Source organism: Longispora sp. NPDC051575, from assembly GCF_040681875.1.
Taxonomy (GTDB): Bacteria; Actinomycetota; Actinomycetes; order Mycobacteriales; family Micromonosporaceae; genus Longispora.
The window spans coordinates 489,148-506,750 of sequence record NZ_JBFAZP010000007.1 but is presented as its reverse complement, the minus strand read 5'-3'; the positions used below and the strand labels follow the sequence as shown (position 1 = coordinate 506,750).

17 protein-coding genes and 1 other RNA gene are annotated in these 17,603 nt (G+C 70.0%); 5 read left to right on the top strand and 13 right to left on the bottom strand.

The features are described 5' to 3' along the window. Window positions 1–115 precede the first annotated feature (115 nt). From AB0M43_RS23210 to AB0M43_RS23195, 4 genes are all read right to left on the bottom strand, one after another. On the bottom strand, window positions 116–508 hold the full coding sequence (locus AB0M43_RS23210; protein WP_363727841.1) for a hypothetical protein: 393 nt from the start codon (window positions 506–508) through the stop codon (window positions 116–118). 206 nt (window positions 509–714) lie between these two features. Continuing rightward, window positions 715–1,087, bottom strand: a transfer-messenger RNA (tmRNA) gene (ssrA, locus tag AB0M43_RS23205). A gap of 21 nt (window positions 1,088–1,108) precedes the next feature. Continuing rightward, entirely contained in the window at window positions 1,109–1,711 is a 603-nt protein-coding gene (locus tag AB0M43_RS23200) for a cellulose binding domain-containing protein (RefSeq protein ID WP_363727840.1), read from the bottom strand. A gap of 29 nt (window positions 1,712–1,740) precedes the next feature. After that, window positions 1,741–2,733, bottom strand: a complete 993-nt coding sequence (locus tag AB0M43_RS23195; RefSeq protein ID WP_363727839.1) for an NADP-dependent oxidoreductase — start codon at window positions 2,731–2,733, stop codon at window positions 1,741–1,743. A 97-nt stretch (window positions 2,734–2,830) separates the two neighbouring features. Here AB0M43_RS23195 and AB0M43_RS23190 point away from each other — a divergent pair, with 97 nt between their 5' ends. Continuing rightward, window positions 2,831–3,457 (top strand): helix-turn-helix domain-containing protein, encoded by a 627-nt coding sequence (locus AB0M43_RS23190; RefSeq protein WP_363727838.1) that lies wholly within the window; start codon window positions 2,831–2,833, stop codon window positions 3,455–3,457. A gap of 74 nt (window positions 3,458–3,531) precedes the next feature. On the opposite strand, the gene smpB is transcribed toward AB0M43_RS23190, so the two are convergent. The 6 genes from smpB to AB0M43_RS23160 all read right to left on the bottom strand — a co-directional run bounded on the left by smpB (window position 3,532) and on the right by AB0M43_RS23160 (window position 9,060). After that, a complete protein-coding gene (gene smpB, locus AB0M43_RS23185; protein ID WP_363727837.1) occupies window positions 3,532–4,011 on the bottom strand; it encodes an SsrA-binding protein SmpB in 480 nt (159 codons plus the stop codon). A gap of 252 nt (window positions 4,012–4,263) precedes the next feature. Then, window positions 4,264–5,493 (bottom strand): peptidoglycan DD-metalloendopeptidase family protein, encoded by a 1,230-nt coding sequence (locus AB0M43_RS23180; RefSeq protein WP_363727836.1) that lies wholly within the window; start codon window positions 5,491–5,493, stop codon window positions 4,264–4,266. 158 nt (window positions 5,494–5,651) lie between these two features. Continuing rightward, the gene (ftsX, locus tag AB0M43_RS23175) at window positions 5,652–6,530 is read right to left on the bottom strand and encodes a permease-like cell division protein FtsX (protein WP_363727835.1); all 879 of its coding nucleotides are present in this window, start codon (window positions 6,528–6,530) and stop codon (window positions 5,652–5,654) included. Window positions 6,531–6,542: 12 nt separating this feature from the next. Continuing rightward, window positions 6,543–7,223 carry a cell division ATP-binding protein FtsE gene (ftsE, locus tag AB0M43_RS23170; RefSeq protein WP_197006967.1) on the bottom strand — a complete coding sequence of 227 codons (681 nt, stop codon included), beginning with the start codon at window positions 7,221–7,223 and terminating at the stop codon, window positions 6,543–6,545. Between the two features lie 86 nt (window positions 7,224–7,309). After that, the gene (gene prfB / locus AB0M43_RS23165) at window positions 7,310–8,431 is read right to left on the bottom strand and encodes a peptide chain release factor 2 (protein ID WP_363727834.1); all 1,122 of its coding nucleotides are present in this window, start codon (window positions 8,429–8,431) and stop codon (window positions 7,310–7,312) included. A gap of 119 nt (window positions 8,432–8,550) precedes the next feature. Further along, window positions 8,551–9,060, bottom strand: a complete 510-nt coding sequence (locus AB0M43_RS23160) for a helix-turn-helix transcriptional regulator (protein WP_363727833.1) — start codon at window positions 9,058–9,060, stop codon at window positions 8,551–8,553. A 250-nt stretch (window positions 9,061–9,310) separates the two neighbouring features. Between AB0M43_RS23160 and AB0M43_RS23155 the strand changes: the two genes are divergently transcribed. Genes AB0M43_RS23155 through AB0M43_RS23145 form a run of 3 tightly spaced genes read left to right on the top strand, consistent with a single transcriptional unit; the run spans window position 9,311 to window position 12,494 of the window. Next, entirely contained in the window at window positions 9,311–10,309 is a 999-nt protein-coding gene (locus tag AB0M43_RS23155) for an ROK family transcriptional regulator (protein WP_363727832.1), read from the top strand. After that, window positions 10,306–11,547 carry a 6-phospho-beta-glucosidase gene (locus AB0M43_RS23150; RefSeq protein WP_363727831.1) on the top strand — a complete coding sequence of 414 codons (1,242 nt, stop codon included), beginning with the start codon at window positions 10,306–10,308 and terminating at the stop codon, window positions 11,545–11,547. Before AB0M43_RS23155 ends, AB0M43_RS23150 begins: the two co-directional genes overlap by 4 nt. Then, window positions 11,541–12,494: a BadF/BadG/BcrA/BcrD ATPase family protein gene (locus AB0M43_RS23145; protein ID WP_363727830.1), complete on the top strand. Its 954-nt coding sequence runs from the start codon at window positions 11,541–11,543 to the stop codon at window positions 12,492–12,494. Before AB0M43_RS23150 ends, AB0M43_RS23145 begins: the two co-directional genes overlap by 7 nt. Before the next feature lie 56 nt (window positions 12,495–12,550). Here AB0M43_RS23145 and AB0M43_RS23140 read toward each other — a convergent pair whose 3' ends face one another. Next, window positions 12,551–13,345: a tryptophan 2,3-dioxygenase family protein gene (locus AB0M43_RS23140; protein WP_363727829.1), complete on the bottom strand. Its 795-nt coding sequence runs from the start codon at window positions 13,343–13,345 to the stop codon at window positions 12,551–12,553. A gap of 228 nt (window positions 13,346–13,573) precedes the next feature. On the opposite strand from AB0M43_RS23140, the gene AB0M43_RS23135 reads away from it, so the two are divergent. After that, window positions 13,574–14,275 (top strand): GNAT family N-acetyltransferase, encoded by a 702-nt coding sequence (locus tag AB0M43_RS23135; RefSeq protein WP_363727828.1) that lies wholly within the window; start codon window positions 13,574–13,576, stop codon window positions 14,273–14,275. 34 nt (window positions 14,276–14,309) lie between these two features. Here the strand turns inward: AB0M43_RS23135 and AB0M43_RS23130 are convergent, their stop codons facing one another. Both AB0M43_RS23130 and AB0M43_RS23125 read right to left on the bottom strand, forming a co-directional pair. After that, complete coding sequence (locus tag AB0M43_RS23130; protein ID WP_363727827.1) at window positions 14,310–14,846, bottom strand: DUF2087 domain-containing protein; 537 nt, start codon at window positions 14,844–14,846, stop codon at window positions 14,310–14,312. Between the two features lie 53 nt (window positions 14,847–14,899). Next, complete coding sequence (locus AB0M43_RS23125) at window positions 14,900–17,461, bottom strand: glycosyl hydrolase family 18 protein (protein ID WP_363727826.1); 2,562 nt, start codon at window positions 17,459–17,461, stop codon at window positions 14,900–14,902. Window positions 17,462–17,603 lie beyond the last annotated feature (142 nt).

Here is a 17,603-nt window from a genome sequence, read left to right as displayed (position 1 = left end):
AGCCTATTTCGTCCGGCGCGTTTCCGTGGACGCCGTTCGCAGACCGTAACAGTCATTAACAATGGGCAGGAAACACCCGAAAAAACAATTCAGCCGGGTACTCGACGGGCCCTTCTCACGTCTCGCCCCCCAGATCCACTGTGTACGCCTCGTGCAGCAGTTGCGCGCCCCGCCGCTGGTGCCCGCGCAGCATCCGCAACAGCTCGGCGACCTCCTTGGCGAACCGGCGCCCCGGACCGGCCTCCAGCCGTTCGAACAGGGCGCTGATCGCGAGGGCGAGCCGGTCGTGTTCGGCGACGAGCTGGTCGGCCCGGCGGGCGAGGTGCGGGGCGGTGGTGAGGATCTCCGCGTACGGGCCGGTCCGGGTCGAGTCCGGGTGCGCGGCGAGCGTCACGCGCAGGTGGCTGAGCAGCTGGTGCAGCTGTTCGACCGGCGCGCGGCCGGCGACGGCCCCCTCCAACGCCTGAGCGGTCCCCAGTACCCCCGTATCACGTGTGATCACAGCCATCGCACACCTCCTCGCGACGAAAGATATTCACCAAGAGTGACGGAATGATTGCCCAGTGTCTAGGATCCATCGAAGTCTGACACCTAACTACGCATATGGGATGAGGGATGCGAAAAGCGCGGCTGCAGCCCTTAAGAGGGGTGCGCGCCGCGCTGTTCGTCTGTCGACCTGCCGTGCCGCGTGCCTACAGGCGGTGGCGGGTCGCGCCGTGGAGATGCCGGGAATCGAACCCGGGTCCTCCGTCGTATAACCAGGGCTTCTCCGAGTGCAGCTCACTATGTCCCTACTTGGCCCTGCCAATCTCGTGAGCGAGTTGGCACGACGGGCCCAGTAACTGTTTGGTTTCCCGCATGAACCCCGTCACCGGGCTCGGTTGGTAAGCCTTCTAGCTGATGCCAGGACCCGGGCCGAAGGCAAACCCGGACTGACAGAACTTGGCTAACGCTTAGGCAGCGAGAGCGAAGTTCGAGCGCGAATTCTTGGCGCTTATTGTTTTCCGACGACGATTAACGAGCTGACGTCGGCTATCTCGACTCGCTTCCCCTGACGCAACGAACGAAGTCGAAACCAGTCATCCCCATATGGTGTTGTGCCACCAGCCTAGCGCGATCCCGAACCCACTGTCACCTCGGTTACCGACGGCACGCCGGAACCGCCCCGCAGCGTCAGCCGCAGCGACACCGACTTCCCCGCCGCGATCCGCTCCGTCCACGACTCCGGGGTCAGCGTCACGGTCCGGCCCCTGGCGTCCTCCTCCGCGCCGGAGACGTCCCGCACCTCGTGGCCGGCCGGCATCGCGAGCACCAGCCGCCAACCGGTGACGGTGGCCGTGCTCCGGTTCGTGATCGTGACCGTGCCGGAGTAGCCGCCGCTCCACCGGGCCTCCTCGCGGAAGCCCGCGACCAGCACCGACACCGACTCGGGGGTGGGCGAGGGCTTCGCGGACGTCGGCGCGGCGGAGGGTGACCGGGTGGGCGGGGCCGACGCGGAGGGCCGTGGGCTCAGGGCCCCGACCGGCTGCGGACCGAGCGCCGCGACGTCGCCGGCCGGCGGGCCGTCCGTCGCGGCGGGGCTGATGCCGACGGGTGCCGGGTCGGCGCGCATGCCCAACGTGACGAGCGCGATGACGCTGAGCACACCTGCGGCGGTGACGAGCGCGCCCATCAGACGGGACCGCCCGGAACGGCGGATGTGACGACCCACGCAAGGAACTTAACGGTCCCGTCAAGGGGTCACGCCATCGTGACGACGACCTTGCCCGTGGTGTGCTCCCGGGCGAACTCCACACAGGCCCGGCCGGCCCCGTCGAGGGGGTGGCTGCGGCCGATCGTCGCCCGGAGCCGACCGGCGGCGGCGTGTCCGGCGACCTCGCGCATCGCGCCGTACTCCCCCGCCATGTCCAGGACCAGGGTCACCGTCACGTCGTCGCGGCCGGTCGCGTCCGGGCCGGGCGGCGGGAAGGTGATGGTGAGCAGCCGGCCACCGGGGCGCAGCGCCCGCGCCGGGCCGGTCAGGTCGTCGCTGGGCAGCACCAGGTTCACCACCAGATCGACCCCCGACGGGTACTGCCGGAGCGCCTCCTCCACCGGGTCCGCCGCGCGGTAGTCGAGCACCTCGGCGGCGCCCAGTTTCCGGAGCAGGTCACCGTCGTCCCGGGTGGCGGTGGCGAGCACGGTGGCCCCGGCGGCGGCGAGCAGGGGCAGGACGGCCGTGCCGACCCCGCCGGTCGCGCCGATCACCAGCACGGTCCCGCCCGGTCGGACCGCCGCGTGGTGCAGGAGGGCCAGCGCGGTGGAGCCGACGATGGGCAGCGCGGCGGCGGCCACCGGGTCCAGTCCGGCGGGGCGGTGGGCGACGAAGGGGGTGTCCGCCTCCACGACCACGTACTCGGCCAGCGCCCCGGTGCCCAGCGACGGGCGGGGGCCGGCCATGGCCCGCAGCGCCCGGGGCAACGCGAACCCGAACACCTCGTCCCCGACCCGGTACGCGGTCACGCCGTCGCCGACCTTCGTCACCGTGCCGGCGAAGTCGTTGCCCGGGACGTGCGGGAACGTCAGCGGAGCGACCTCGCGGAAGTCTCCGGCGGGCAGTCTGAGGTCGGCCGCGTTGAGCGCCGCCGCCGCGACCCGCACCTGGAGCTGCCCCGGGCCGGGTTCGGGGACGGGCAGTTCGGCCAGTTCGTAGCTCTCCGGTGGGCCGTAGTCCCGCGCGACGAGTGCCTTCATGCCGACCTCCCCGAAACACTAACCGGACCGCCCGGTCATGTTCGAGGACGCTAACAGTAACCGGACCGGGCGGTCAACTTGTTGTAGGCTGGGCGGCGTGACAGTCACGCGGCCACTGCGGGCCGACGCCGCCCGGAACCGGGAGTCGCTGCTGGTCGCGGCCGCCGCCGAGTTCGCCGAGCGCGGGGCCGACGCCTCGATCAGTGACATCGCGCGGCGGGCCGGGGTCGGCAAGGGCACCGTGTTCCGGCACTTCCCCACCAAGGACCACCTGCTCGTGGCCATCGTCCTCGACCGGATGGCCACCCTGAGCGCGGCCGGGGAGGCGCTGCTCGGGGGCGATCCGGAGGCGGGGCTGGTGGAGTTCCTGACCGTGAGCGCGGAGTACAAGCAGCAGCTGGACCTGTCGTTCCTGCTCGCGGCGAGCCCCACCGTCGTGGCCGACCCCGAGGTGGCCCGGGCCCGGGACCGGATGTTCCAGGCGACCTACGCGCTGGTGGAACGGGCCCAGGAGCACGGGGTGGTGCGCGCCGATGTCACCGGGGCCGACGTCATCCTGCTGATGTGCGCGCCGAACTACGTGGCCGGGCCGCTGCTGGACGCCGATCCGGAGCTGTGGCGGCGGTACCTCGCGATGCTGTTCGACGGGTTGCGGCCGGCCGGCGCGCACCCCTTGCCGCACCCGGCGCCGGCGTCACCACTGCCGCCCGCGCCGACGACCTGAGCCCGGCGAGCCCTCCGCCTGAGGCGGCAGCGCCCGACACGGCAGGCCGGGCGAGCGCGCCGCCCGGTACCCGTCTAGTCGTCCATGCCCTTGTTCTTGCGGCCCAGCACCCGGGCGATCTCCCGGTTGGCGTCCCGGGTCGCGATGTCCTGGCGCTTGTCGTAGGACTTCTTGCCCTTGGCCAGCGCCAGCTCCAGCTTGCACCAGCCGTTCTCGAAGAACAGCGACAGCGGGACCATCGTGAAACCGCCCTCGCGGCTCTTCTGCTCCAGCTTGACCAGCTCGGCCTTGTGCAGCAGGAGCTTGCGGGTGCGCCGGGGGGTGTGGTTCGTCCACGTGCCCATCACGTACTCCGGGATGTGCAGGCCGTGCAGGTACAGCTCGTGCCCGTTGAAGTGGGCGAACGCGTCGACCAGCGAGGCGCGCCCGAGCCGGAGGGACTTGACCTCGGTCCCCATCAGGGCCATGCCGGCCTCGAAGGTCTCGACGATCGTGTAGTCGTGCCGGGCCTTGCGATTCGTCGAGACGACCTTGCGGCCCTGCTCCCTCGGCACAACTCCACCTCTCCACCACCGACCGGACCCCACACGACCCGGCCGAACACCCAGTCCACCCGTCCGGACCACGCGGGGCCGGACGAGCAATGGTAGCCCTTGGGTGACCGGCGGCCGACCGGATATCGACAGGCCGGCGGCCGGGGAGGCCGGCCGGCCCAGCCGTCGGTGCCCGGCCGGCGCGGCGACCGGCCGTCCCGGGAGCCTGCGGCCGGCCGAGGGGGCGGGCCTTCACCGGACGGGCCCCGGTCGTCAGCAGAAGCAGCCGGGCAGGAAGTCCAGCGGCTGCACCGGGGTGCCGTTGAGCCGCACCTCGAAGTGCAGGTGGTTGCCCGTGGACGCGCCCGTGGTGCCGATCCGGCCGATCATCTGCCCGGCCCGGACGTACTCGCCCCAGCCGACCGCGATGGACGACTGGTGCGCGTAGCAGGTCGCGATGTTGCGGCCCTCGTACTCGCCGTGGCTGATGCACGTGTAGTTGCCGTAGCCGCCGTTCCAGCCGGCCTGCGCGACCCGGCCGTCGGCGACCGCGTAGATCGGGGTGCCCCCGTCGGCGGCGATGTCGACGCCCGCGTGCAGCTGCCAGACGTGGTAGTACGGGTCGTACCGGCTGCCGAAGTCCGAGGACTTCCACCCGCCGCGCACGGGCATCGGGAAGTAGCCGCCGTGGTAGCCCGAGGCGGCCGGCTGCTCGGCGGGCTGCTCCGACGGCTGCTCGTTCTGGGCCTGGGCCTGGATCGCGCGGAGCGTCGCCTCGATCCGGGCGCTCTCGGCCTCCAGTTCCGCGTACCGGGCGAGGGTCTCGGCCCGCTCCCCCTCGGCGGTCGCCAGGGCCTGGCGCTGCTGCTCGGCCAGCCGGACGGTGGCCTCGACGAGGGCGGCGGCGTCGGCCTCGGCGCGCCGGGCGACCTGGAGCGCCGCGGCGGCCGCCCGCTCGGCGCTCTCCGCGGACTCCTTCGCCGAGTCGGCCTTGTTCTGGAGCACCTTGGACGCGAGCCGGGCCTGGGTGTAGTCCTGCAGGCTGCGGGCGCGGTTCTTCGACACCTGGTCGAGGTAGGTCAGCTTGTCGGCGAGGTCGGTCGGGGACTTCGACGCGAGGACCACGTTCATCTGCATCAGCCCGGAGCCCTGGTACGCGCCGGCCGCGAACCGGGCGTTGAGCTCCCGGGCCTGCTCGACCTTCCCGGCGGCGGCCGTGTACGCCTCGCTGGCGACCCTGAACTCGCCGCGCGCCTTGTCGGCCTCCCCGCGCGCCTGGTCGGCGACCGCGGCCTGGGCGGCGGCGACCCCCTTGGCGGTGGCCGCGGCGGCGGTGACGTTGGGCAGGGCGGCGGTGGCCTCGTTGTAGGACGCGGCCGCCGCGCGGGCCCGGTCGGTGGCCCCTTCGAGGAGCGAGTTGGTCTCGGCGAGCTGGGCGGCGACCCGTTGCCGGTCGGCCTCGGGGTCGGCGTGCGCAGGGGAGGACAGAACGGTGACTGCCAATAGAAACACAGCAAGCGGTGTCCATCGGTACATATCCGCCCCATTTCGTAGCGTGGGGACAGACTAACCAAGACGGACATAGATCGAGGCGCTCTCCGGCTGGACACGCCGGAGGGCGCCCCGAAATGGGTTCGGCCCCTGACCTGGGGCTTCTCCCGTCAGACCTTGATGTAGAACCGCAGCGTGATCCAGCCGACCACCGCGTTGATCACGCCGGCGACCACCGCGAGCAGCGGGAGCATCAGGTGGATGTTCTCCCACGGGATCGGCGTGATGATCGTGGCGTTCATCAGCGGTTTCAGCGCGCCGTCGAGCAGCAGCCACCGGGCCAGGACCAGCACGATGTACGCCAGGAACGCGCCGATGATGCCCGCGAACGCGGCCTCCATGACGAACGGCGCCTGGATGAACCAGTTCGACGCGCCGACCAGGCGCATGATCGAGACCTCACGCCGCTTGCTGTACGCGGCGACCTGGATCGTGTTCCCGACCAGCAGCAACGCGGCCACGCCCTGCACGATGGCGATGATCAGCGCGAGCTTCTGCAACGAACCGAGGATCGAGAAGATCTTGTCCAGCAGCTGTCGCTGGTCGATGATCTGCCCGACGCCGGGCTGCCCGTTGTACTTGTTCCGGATCTCGTCGACCTTGGTCGGGTCGTTGAGCTTCACCCGGAACGACTCCGGCAGCGCGTCCATCTGGGTGGCGTTGACCAGCTCGGGAGCGTCCTTGAACTGCTCCTTGAACTTCCGGTACGCCTGTTCCTTGCTCTCGTAGTCGGCCGTCTTGACCAGCGGGTCGGTCTTCAGCTTCTGCTGGAGATCGTTGCGCTGCTCCTCGGTGGCCTTCTCGAGGAAGATCGAGACCTCGACCTTGTAGTTGAAGTAGTCCTTCATGTCCTGGACCTGCCAGAACATGAGGAGGCTCGCCCCGAGCAGGGACAGCGAGACCGCCATCGTCATGATCATGGCGATGGTCATCGTCACGTTCCGCCAGAGGCCAACCATGACCTCGGCGAGTACGTATTTGGCGCGCATCGATTCCTCCGCCTAGCCGTAAACGCCGCGAGCCTGGTCACGGACGATGCGCCCGCCGTCGACTTCGATCACCCGTCGTCGCATCTGGTTGACGATGTTCGAGTCGTGGGTGACCATCACGATCGTCGTACCCGTCCGGTTGATCCGGTCGAGCAGTCGCATGATCTCGATGGACGTGTCCGGGTCGAGGTTTCCCGTGGGCTCGTCGGCCAGCAGGATCAGCGGGCGGTTCACGAAGGCCCGGGCCACCGCGACGCGCTGCTGCTCACCGCCGGACAACTCGTGCGGGAACCGGTGCTCCTTGCCACCGAGCCCCACGAGCTCCAACACCTCGGGCACCACCCGCCGGGCCACCGACTTCGTCTTCCCGATCACCTCGAGGGCGAACGCGACGTTCTCGAAGGCCGTGCGGTTCGGCAGCAGGCGGAAGTCCTGGAACACGCAGCCGATGGAGCGGCGGAAGTTCGCCACCTTCCAGCTGTGCATGCTCGTGATGTCCTTGCCGTTGACGTAGACCTTCCCCTTGGTCGGGGTGATCTCACGCAGCATCAGCTTGACGATCGTGGACTTGCCGGAGCCGGTGGGGCCGATGAAGAAGACGAACTCGCCCTTCTCGATCGAGACCGTTGCGTCCTCGATCGAGGGCCTGCTCGCCTTCGGGTACGTCTTGGTAACGTGCTCGAGCCGGATCACGGTTGGGAAGTCTACGTCACCCGGCTGAGTCGTCCAGTCTCGCGCCCGCGGCCGACCAGTCCCGTTACCGCCCGCCGCCCGTCCGGTTACTGCCCGGCGGCCCGCTCCCGCTGTTTGCGCCACCGGATCCCGGCCTCGATGAAGCCGTCGATCTCCCCGTCGAGCACGGCGGCGGGGTTCCCGGTCTCGAACTCGGACCGGAGATCCTTCACCATCTGGTACGGGTTGAGCACGTAGTTGCGCATCTGGTCGCCCCACGAACCGGCCACGTCCCCGCGGAGCGCGTCGATCTTCGCGGCCTCCTCGGCCTGCTTGCGCGCGAGCAGCTTGGCCTTGAGGACGACCATCGCGGTGGCCTTGTTCTGGAGCTGTGACCGCTCGTTCTGGCAGCTCACGACGATGTTCGTCGGAATGTGGGTCAGGCGGACCGCCGAGTCGGTGGTGTTGACGCCCTGCCCGCCCGGACCCGACGCCCGGTAGACGTCCACCCGGATCTCCTCGTCGGGGATCTCGATGTCGTCGGTCTGCTCGACCACGGGCACGACCTCGACGGCGGCGAAGCTGGTCTGCCGGCGACCCTGGTTGTCGAAGGGGCTGATCCGGACCAACCGGTGCGTACCGGCCTCGACGGACAGCGTGCCGTACGCGTAGGGCACCTTGACGGCGAAGGTGGCGGACTTGAGCCCGGCCTCCTCGGCGTAGCTCGTGTCGTAGACCTCGGTCGGGTAGCCGTGCCGCTCGGCCCAGCGCAGGTACATCCGCATGAGCATCTCGGCGAAGTCGGCCGCGTCCACCCCGCCCGCGCCGGACCGGATCGAGACCAGGGCCTCGCGGACGTCGTACGGCCCGGACAACAGGGTGCGGACCTCGAGCTCGTCGATCGACTTGCGGAGCTTCGCGAGCTCCTCGACGACCTCTTCGAGGACCCCCGGATCGTCCTCCGACTCGGCCATCTCCAACATGATGCCCGCGTCGTCGATCCGGGACCGGAGGCCCTCGACCCTGTTGATCTCCATGTTCACGTAGCTCAGCCGGGACGTCACCGCCTGCGCCTTCGTCTGGTCGTCCCACAGATCGGGCGCGGACGCCTCCTCTTCGAGCGCCGCCTTGTCCTTGCGGAGTTTGGCGACGTCGAGGACGACCTCGATGTTGTGCAGGGTGGCATCGAGTCCACGGATGGCTTCGGCGAGTTCGAGCGTGGTGGTCACCGTCCCAGGGTACGCGGGCTGGCCCTTCGGCCAGCCCGCCCGTCCCCGTCTGGTGGTTGTGGGTCTTTCGGCGGCTGAGAAGACTCAGGCGCCCGGCCAGGACCTGCCGGGCGATTGAGCTACTTTGCCGTCTTCAGCCAGGCCAACACAGCTTTGTGGTAGCCGACCGCGAAGTCCAGCGCCGTGGCGCCGGCCTCGTCCCCATCCTTCTTGGCGTTCTTAGCCTGTTCCCGGACCTCTGCGAGAGAGTTGGTGTGGTAGGACACCGCCTCCTCGTACATGTCCTTCTTCTCGCCCTTGGGCATGAGGCTGCTGAACGCCGTACGCAGAACGACCGGGTTCCTGACCTGGTCCTTCCCCGCCGGTTCCGCGAGCCACTTGCCAAAGGCTCGCTTGCCGGACGCCGTGACCGAATAGGGCTGACTGGAACGCGGCCCCGGCTTGCCGAGGCGCAGGTATCCACGCTCGGCAAGCACGGGAAGCTCCCGGTACACCTGGGAACGAGTCATCGTCCAGTAGGCACCCAGGCGCCGCTCCGCTTCGGCCATGAGCTGGCCGCCGGTCATCGGTCCATCGTGTAGCAGTCCCAATAGGGCTGCCGCTGTCGCATTAAGGCCAGTATCTGCCATACCTATAACGGTGCCACTCTGAGCTGCGAAAATCCAGCGAACGCGCAGGTTCCATTACAGACAGTGAAGGCATTGTTGGTCCAAATCGGAAGAGGGCATGATCACATTCTGATCCCGATCAGGTGATCTTGTTGTAACGACCTTTTCATATTGGACATTTTGGGCAGGCGATCCGTGTCGATACGAGATCGACCGGCGTACCCCGCGCGTGTTATTGTCAGTCAGTCTTACTAACGATTGGAGCTGAGCTGTGGCGACCTCCCGTCACCTGCGCGCGCTGAACGAAGGCGCAGCTCTGGAGCAGTTGCTGGCCCGGGGCAGCCTGACCCGGGGCGAGCTGCGCGAGCTCACCGGGCTCTCGAAACCGACCGCCTCGGAGCTGCTGCGCCGCCTGGTGGAGAGCGGTCTCGCGGTGGTGACCGGGCATGTGACCGGCCGGCCGGGGCCCAATGCGGAGATCTACGCCCCGCATCCCGAAGCGGCACATGTCGCCGCGATATCACTCCGAGTAAAATCACTCTCCGTAGCCATTTGTGATCTTGTCGGCGGGGTCCAAACGGAGTTCAAGGCCGAAACCATCACGGAAGTGCTCGACAGACTGGCCGCCGGCCCCCTCCGTCCGGCCCACATCCAGCTCGCCGTGCCCGGCTCCTACGACCCCGCGACCGACACCATCCGGCACATCGACACGCCGGGCTGGGACCGTCCCGGGCTGATCGGCGAGCTGCGGACCCGAGTGGACTGTTCCCTCGACGTCGACAACGACGTGAACCTCGTCGCGGTCGCCGAGCGGCAGTTCCAAAATGGGCCTTTCACTCTGTTGTGGGTCGACGAGGGGCTCGGGCTCGCGATCGACCTGGGTGGACAGCTGCTGCGCGGCGCGTCCGGCGGGGCCGGCGAGATCGGCTACCTGCCCGTGCCGACCGGCGCGCGCGGCGGGGACCTGCAGAGCCTGATCGGCGCGCCCAACCTGGACGGCCTGACCCTCGAGGAGATCGCCGAGCGGCTCGTCGTGCCCCTGGTCGCCATCATCGCCATCATCGACCCGCCCCGGATCGTGCTCGCCGGCAGCGTGGCCCGCGCCGGGGGCGAGGCGCTGCGCGAGGCGGTCGAGAAGGCCATGGCCCTCCGGCCGTTCAACGTGCCGGTCGAACTCACCAAGGTCGACGGGGACCCCGTGCTCACCGGCGCGCTCCGCGCCGGCCTGGCCACCGTACAAAGAAGACTGATCCAAGGAGACATTTCATGAAGGTCGCGGTCGTCGGCGGCGGTTCGACGTACAGTCCGGAACTCATCGACGGGTTCGCCCGGCTCGGGTCGCCGGTGACCGAGTTGGCGCTGATCGACCCGGCGGCCGACCGGCTCGGGATGGTCGGGCCGTTCGGTGCCCGGATCTTCTCGAAGTACGGGCACGCCGGGAAGGTCACCTGGACCTCGGACCTCGACAAGGGGCTCGACGGCGCCGACGTGGTGGTCATCCAGCTCCGGGTCGGCGGGCAGGACGCCCGGATCGGGGACGAGACGTTCCCGCTGGAGTGCGGCTGCGTCGGCCAGGAGACCACCGGCGCGGGCGGGCTCGCCAAGGCGCTGCGCACCGTGCCGGTCGTCCTCGACGTCGCCGAGCGGGCCCGCAAGCTCGCCAACCCCGGCGCGTGGATCGTGGACTTCACCAACCCGACCGGCATCGTCACCCGGGCCCTGCTCGACGCCGGGCACAACGCGGTCGGGCTGTGCAACGTGGCGATCGGCTTCCAGCGCCGGTTCGCCAAGCTGCTCGGGGTGGCCCCCGAGGCGGTGCTGCTCGACCACGTGGGGCTCAACCACCTCACCTGGGAGCGCGCCGCGTACGTGGACGGGGTGGACCGGCTGCCCGAGCTGCTGACCACCCACCTGGACGAGCTGGCCGCCGACCTGTCGCTGCCGCCGAAGGTGCTCACCCAGCTCGGCAACGTGCCCTCCTACTACCTGCGGTACTTCTACGCCCACGACAACGTGGTCGAGGAGGAACGCGGGGCCGAGACCCGGGGCGAGAAGGTGGCCGCGATCGAGGCGGAACTGCTGAAGATGTACGCGGACCCGACCCTGGACACGAAGCCCGAACTGCTCTCGAAGCGGGGCGGCGCGTTCTACTCCGAGGCGGCGGTCGGCCTGATCAACTCGCTGACCGGCCAGACCCCGGGCATCCACCCGGCGAACGTGCGCAACAACGGGGCGCTGCCGTTCCTGTCCGACGACGCGGTCATCGAGGTCCAGTGCGACGTGTCGGCGGCCGGCGCGGTCCCCCGCCCGATCGCCCCGCTCGCCCCCGAGCTGGCCGGCCTCGTGGCGCACGTCTCCGGCTACGAGGAACTGGCCGTCCAGGCGGCCGTGCACGGCGGGGCCGACCGGGTCTACAAGGCGCTGCTCGCCCACCCGCTCGTCGGGCAGCACGACCTGGCCGAGCAGCTCACCGCGACGATGGTCCGCGATCGGCACCTGAAGTGGTAGCCCGGCACTATGTCGCCGTCGACGGCGGCAACTCGAAGACCGACGTGCTGATCGGCGACTCCGACGGCCGGATCCTCGCCCGGGTGCGCGGCGGCGGCTCCTCGCCGTTCCACCTCGGGTTCGACGGGACGACCGCGCTGCTGGACAAGCTGATCTCCGACGCGCAGGCCCAGGCGGGAGGGGTGCGGCTGGACCGGGCGGAGCTGTACCTCGCCGGCGCGGACCTGCCGCACGAGGTGACGGCGCTGCAGGCGGGCGCGGACGGCGCGCACTGGGCGGACACCCATCTGGTGGACAACGACACGTTCGCGCTGCTGCGGGCCGGCACCGACAATCCCGACGCCATCGCGGTGGTGTGCGGGGCAGGCACCAACTGCGTGGGGCGGGCCGCCGACGGGCGCACGTCGCGGTTCCCGGCGCTCGGCGAGACCACCGGCGACTGGGGCGGCGGGCACCACCTGGCCCGGCTGGCGCTGTGGCACGCGGTCCGGGGCGAGGACGGCCGGGGCCCGGCCACCGCGCTCACGGCGGCCGTGGCGGCGCACTTCGGCCGGGACGGCGCGGAGGCCGTCGGGGTCGCCCTGCACCTCGGGGAGATCGACGTGGACCGGATCCCGGAGCTGGCCCCGCTCCTGTTCACGGTCGCCGAGACCGGGGACGAGGTCGCGCTGGGCGTGATCGAGCAGCAGGCGAAGGAGATCGTGGCGCAGGCGACCGTGGCCGCCCGCCGGCTGGACCTGCTGGAGAAACCGCACGCGGTGGTACTGGGCGGCGGCGTCCTCCAGTCGGCACAGCCGCTGCTGCTGGCCGGGGTGCGTTCGCGCCTCGTGCCGGCCGCCCAGCCGGTGGTCGTGACGTCTCCCCCGGTGCTGGGGGCGGCGCTGCGGGCCCTGGACTCGCTGGGCGCGTCGGTGGAGTCGCACGCGCGGCTGCGGAGCGCCTTCTAAAAAGACACGGCACGAGGGGGGTACCGCGGGCCGGCGGTACCCCCCTCGACGTCTTCCTAGAGCGCGGAGCGCAACGACCAGAGCTCGGGGTAGCAGCGCAGCGCGATCCGGGAGCGCAGGTACGTGCCGCCCGCGCTGCCGCCGGTGCCCGGCTTGGTGCCGATCTGGCGCTCGGCCATCAGGACGTGCCGCGAGCGCCACAGGGCCAGGGCCTGGTCGTGCGCGATGAGCGCCTCGGCGAGGTCCCACAGCGCGCCGTACTTCTCCCGGTCGTGCGCGATCTGCTTCAGCGCGAGCTCGCGGTCCTCCTCGGTGCCCACGGCGAACCCGTGGTGCGCGAGCAGGGACACGTAGCCGTCCCACAGGCTCGGCTCGTCCAGCCGGAGGCGCAGCCGGCCCTCCTCGGCCTCGGTGAGGCCCCGGAACCGGTCCAGGTACGTCGGGTCCTTGAGGTTCGACAGGAACTCGATCTCGCGGAACTGGACGGACTGGAAGCCGGACGCGGGCGCGAGCTTCTCCCGGAAGGCGAGGAAGTCCTGCGGCGTCATGGTGTCGATCACGTCCACCTGGCTGACCAGTACCCGCATGATGGCCTGGCTGCGTTCGAGGCGGACCCGGGGCGCGTACGCCTCGCCGGTGAGCATCCGGTCCCGCGCGTCGGTCAGCTCGTGCAGCATCAGCTTGAACCACAGCTCGTACACCTGGTGGATGGTGATGAACAGCAGTTCGTCGTGCGCCGGGGGCGAGGACTCGGGGATCTGGAGCTCTAGCAGCTCGGGGACGCGGAGGTAGCTCCCGTAGGTCAGCTTCCCGCCCTGCTCGCCGAACAGTGGGCATGTCTCATCGGTCACGATCGTCACCGTACCGCGATATCGGCGGGACGGCACGGGGGCTCCCAGGTTCACGTTCCGTGACGGCCAGCCTAGCTGGGGCGTTAGGCGCGGTTTGGCCCACGGTGGCCGCAGCCTCGCGCTGCGTCGTGGGCGCGCAGGGTTGCAACCAGGCCAGATTCAGAGTCGTAAATCACATTCGGGTACCGGCATCCCCCCTTTCGCCGCCAACGGATGCACGCTGGACCCGTGCAGGAAACCAACGAGCCCGGCGACGAGGATCCCTTACTCGCGTGGGCGGCCCAGGGACAGTCCCGGGCCTACTCCCACGGCGACGCGTTCGCCGTGGCGTCCCCCGCGCTCTACCAACGCGACCGCCTCGCCGTCACCGGTTCCGCCGACGACCTCGCGGTGCTGGTCCCGAAGGTGCTCGCCGAGGTGGGCCCCAGCTACCGCACGATCGGTGACGCCCCCCTGATCCGCGAGCTGGCGGACCGGGTGCCCGGCGTGACCATGGTCGACACGTTCGGCTGGATGGAGACCTCCCGCCGGCCCGCCGTCGTGCCGAGCTCCGCCGGCTGGCTCACCGACGAGGACGACCGGGACATCGGCAAGCTGCTCGACGCCGCGTGGCCGTCCGCCAAGGCCCGCCCCCGGGTCGAGGGCGTCCGGCGCTGGGCGGGGCTGCGCGACTGTGGGGGCCGGCTCGCCGCCGTCGCCGCCGACGCGTGGAGCGCCCCGACCGTCGGCTTCCTGTCCGGCGCGGCCACCCACCCGCAGACCCGGGGCCGGGGGCACTCCGCCGCGACCTGCGGGTTCCTGGTCGACGAGATGCTCTCCGAGTACGGGCGGGTCGGGCTGCTCGTGGACGGGTGGAACTGCGGGGCGATCCGGCTGTTCCGCCGCCTGGGGCTGACGTACCGGCCGCTGGCGTCCCTGCGGGTCCGCTAGACCTGCACCCGGCGCCAGACCTCCACGGGGCCGCTCAGACCTCCACAGGCCCGCCCGAGCGCCAGTACACGCCCGCGTCGCGGGTCAGCAGGACGTTGTCGATCAGGGTGCGGCGCAGGGTCACGTAGTCCTCGGACCAGGCGCGCAGGATCGCGTTCACCTCGCGCTCCGGGTAGCGCACCCCCGGCTCGAAGCCCGCCACGATGTGTTCGAGCACCATCCGCAGCTTGGCCCGCGCCACCGGCATCCGCACCAGCCGGCCGTCGCGGATGAACGCCCGCAGCACCGCGTCGCGCTTCGGGTCCGGGTCCAGCGGCGTGACCGGGGGCTCGGTGGCGGCGGCCAGCCGGATCGCGTCCTTGAAGGGGGCGGCGTCGGCGGCGTACCGGCCGTCCACCAGGGAGAGCAGGCCGCCCCGGTGCAGGCGGCGCACCGCCTTGAGGACGGTGTCCAGGTCCACGCCCGACCGGTCGGCGATCTCGCTGGGCAGGCCCGCGCCGAGGACGACGGCGGCGTACACCCGGAGGCGTTCCGGCTCGGCCAGCAGACCGCAGGCGGCGTTCGGAGTCATGCCCAGAATTTAGTACCGCCCCCGGCGGGTGCCGGGGGCGGTACGTGTCCTACCTAGCTGTTACAGGTGCCCAGGTCTTCCCAGACCGCGGCGGTACCGGGCGTCTCGCCCTGCGTCCACCACTTGGCGCGGTACTTCTTCCCGTTGTGGACCACCGTCGCGCCGCCCGAGTAGGCGGTCGTGGTGACCCACGGCGGGGTGGTGCACGTCCCGGGCGGGGACGAGGTCGCCGGCCCACAGGCCGAGATGTTCTCCCACACCGCCGCCACTCCGGGCGTCTCTCCCTGCGTCCACCACTTCGCCTTCCAGATCCGGCCGTTGTAGGAGGCCTGCGCTCCGCCGTTGTAGACCGTCGCCGCGGTCCACGCCGCCACCGAGCAGGTCGGGGGCTGGGTAGTCGGCGGAGCCGTCGTCGGAGGCGCCGTCGTCGGCGGCCGCGTGGTCGGCGGGGCCGTCGTGGGCGGAGCCGTGGTCGGCGGCGCGGTGGTCGGGGGCCGGGTCGTCGGCGGGGCCGTGGTCGGCGGCGCCGTCGTCGGGTTCGTCGTACCGCCGCGCGGGTGGTCGGCCGACAGGCGGTAGGACGTACCCCCGAACGTGAGGGTGTAGTTGGACGGTCCGGACACCGGCAGCTTCCAGGTCATGACGACCTCGGCGGAAGCACCCTTCGGAATCGTCTGCCAGCTCGGCAGGGTCATCGTCACGTGGTGGAAGTCGGCCTTCAGACCGCCGGAGTTCGAGCCGCTGCGGCCCGGGGCGACGGTGAGCGTCCACCCGGTCTGCTGGCCGATCTCCGCCGTGGTGCTCACCGGCATGTCGAACTCGAGCTTCGCGCTGCCCGGGATGTCGACGGTCGAGCGGTTGGTGACCTTCATCTTGCCGGTGATCGGGTAGTTGGAGTCGCCGACCGGGAAGCCGCCCACGTCGATCCCGACGTCCAGCGTCGCGGTCGGCATGGTCTTGTTCGACTTCGACGCGCCGTACGGGGCGCCGGTCTGGAGCTTGTCGTACAGCGCCGTGGTCAGCGTGTTGCCCATGAAGTACTGGCCCTTGGCCGCGTCCCACGCGTAGTCGCCGGCCAGCTCCCACATCATCGCGCCGCCGTACCCGTTGTCGGCGATGTACTGCGCCTTCGTGTTCACCGATACGTCGTCCTCGGTGGACAGGAAGACCTTCTTCTGGTCGTTCCACAGCCACGGGGCGGCCATGGTGGCGTTGTAGTTGCGGACGTACGTACCCGTCAGCTTGTTCTTCGGCAGGTTCGGGTCCAGGCCGTACTTGGCCAGGTAGTCACCCGGGATGCCCTGCTGGAGGTTCTTCGCGTGCCACATCGGGTTCGAGCCGGCCGGCTCCTCCTCCGTGGTCCCGGGCTTGTCGTCGTGCCACAGGTTGTCGATGCCGATCGCGCCGGCGCCGCAGACCGTGGTGCCGGCCGGGCACGGTGAGCCCTTCGAGGTGCCCCACAGGCCGTTGGTCCCGCCGGTCACCTTCTCCCAGCCCCGGGTGTAGTACGGCAACCCGAGGTTGATCCTGCCCGCGGGCATGCTCCCCCGGAAGTAGTGCAGTGCCCAGTCCCCGTTGAGGTAGCCGATCTGGCCGTAGGAGCTGTAGACGCTCCCGGCGATCATCTCGGAGTCCTGGCCGTTGTCGAACAGCGCGGCGTTCGGGCCCACGTACTCGTTCCAGGCGCCGTGCAGGTCGTAGGTCATGACGTTCACGTAGTCGAGGTACTGGGTGACCTGGTAGACGTCCATGCCGCGCAGCAGCCAGCCCGAGGCGGGGACGGCGGCGGTGAGCATGTAGTACTTGCCGTCAGCGGCGCTCGCGGCGTCCAGCTTCTGCTTCAGGGTGCGCATCAGGTTCACGTAGCCGGCCATGAGCTGGCCCCGCTTGGCGTTGGCGACCGTGAAGTCCAGCGGGTTGCCCGCGTCCTTGTTCGACGTCGGGTACTCGTAGTCGATGTCGACGCCGTTGAACCCGTACTGCCGGATGAACGAGACGGCCGAGTCCGCGAAGGTGTCGATCTTCGCCTGGCTCTCGGTCATCGTGTAGAAGCCGCCGGACGCGATCCGGTTGCCGCTGTCGTCGAAGTAGCCGCCGGTCTCGGCCCAACCACCGACGGACACGAGCGTCTTCACGTTCGGGTACTGCTTCTTGAACTTGTTCAGCAGGTTGAAGTGCCCCTGGTACGGGAAGCTCGGGTCCATCTCGGCCCCGGGCACGCCCGGCCACGTCATGCCGGTCGAGGCGTTGGTCGCCCCGCCGCCGCCGACCGAGAGCTTGTTGGCCCCGTCGACGTGCGCGAACGCGTAGTTGAGGTGGGTGACCTTGTTCCACGGGATGTTGTTCACCAGGTACGAGGGGGCGCCGTTGGCCCCGGTGCGCCAGTTGGTGAAGTAACCGATCACGCGCCGGTTGACGCCGGCGCCCATCTTCTCGCGGCCGTTGGTGTCGTAGGCGGCGCAGTACGGGGCGTCGACGCCCGCGCTCCGGGCCAGTCCGTCGGGGCGACAGTCCTCATTGGCTGCGGCGTACGACGGACCGATGTTGAAGGTGAACACGGCTGCGGCCAGTGCCGCACAGGCGGCGACGACGGCCGGCAGGACTCGTCTGGACAACTTCGGCTCCCGAGGGGTGAGGAGACGGAACAACTCTTAGGAATGTTTCCTAAATTATTCGATGACGTTAGCGCCGTCACATCCAGTGGTCAATAGTTGATCACCAATACGGCCCTTGTCGCACCCTTGCACCGCCGTCGAT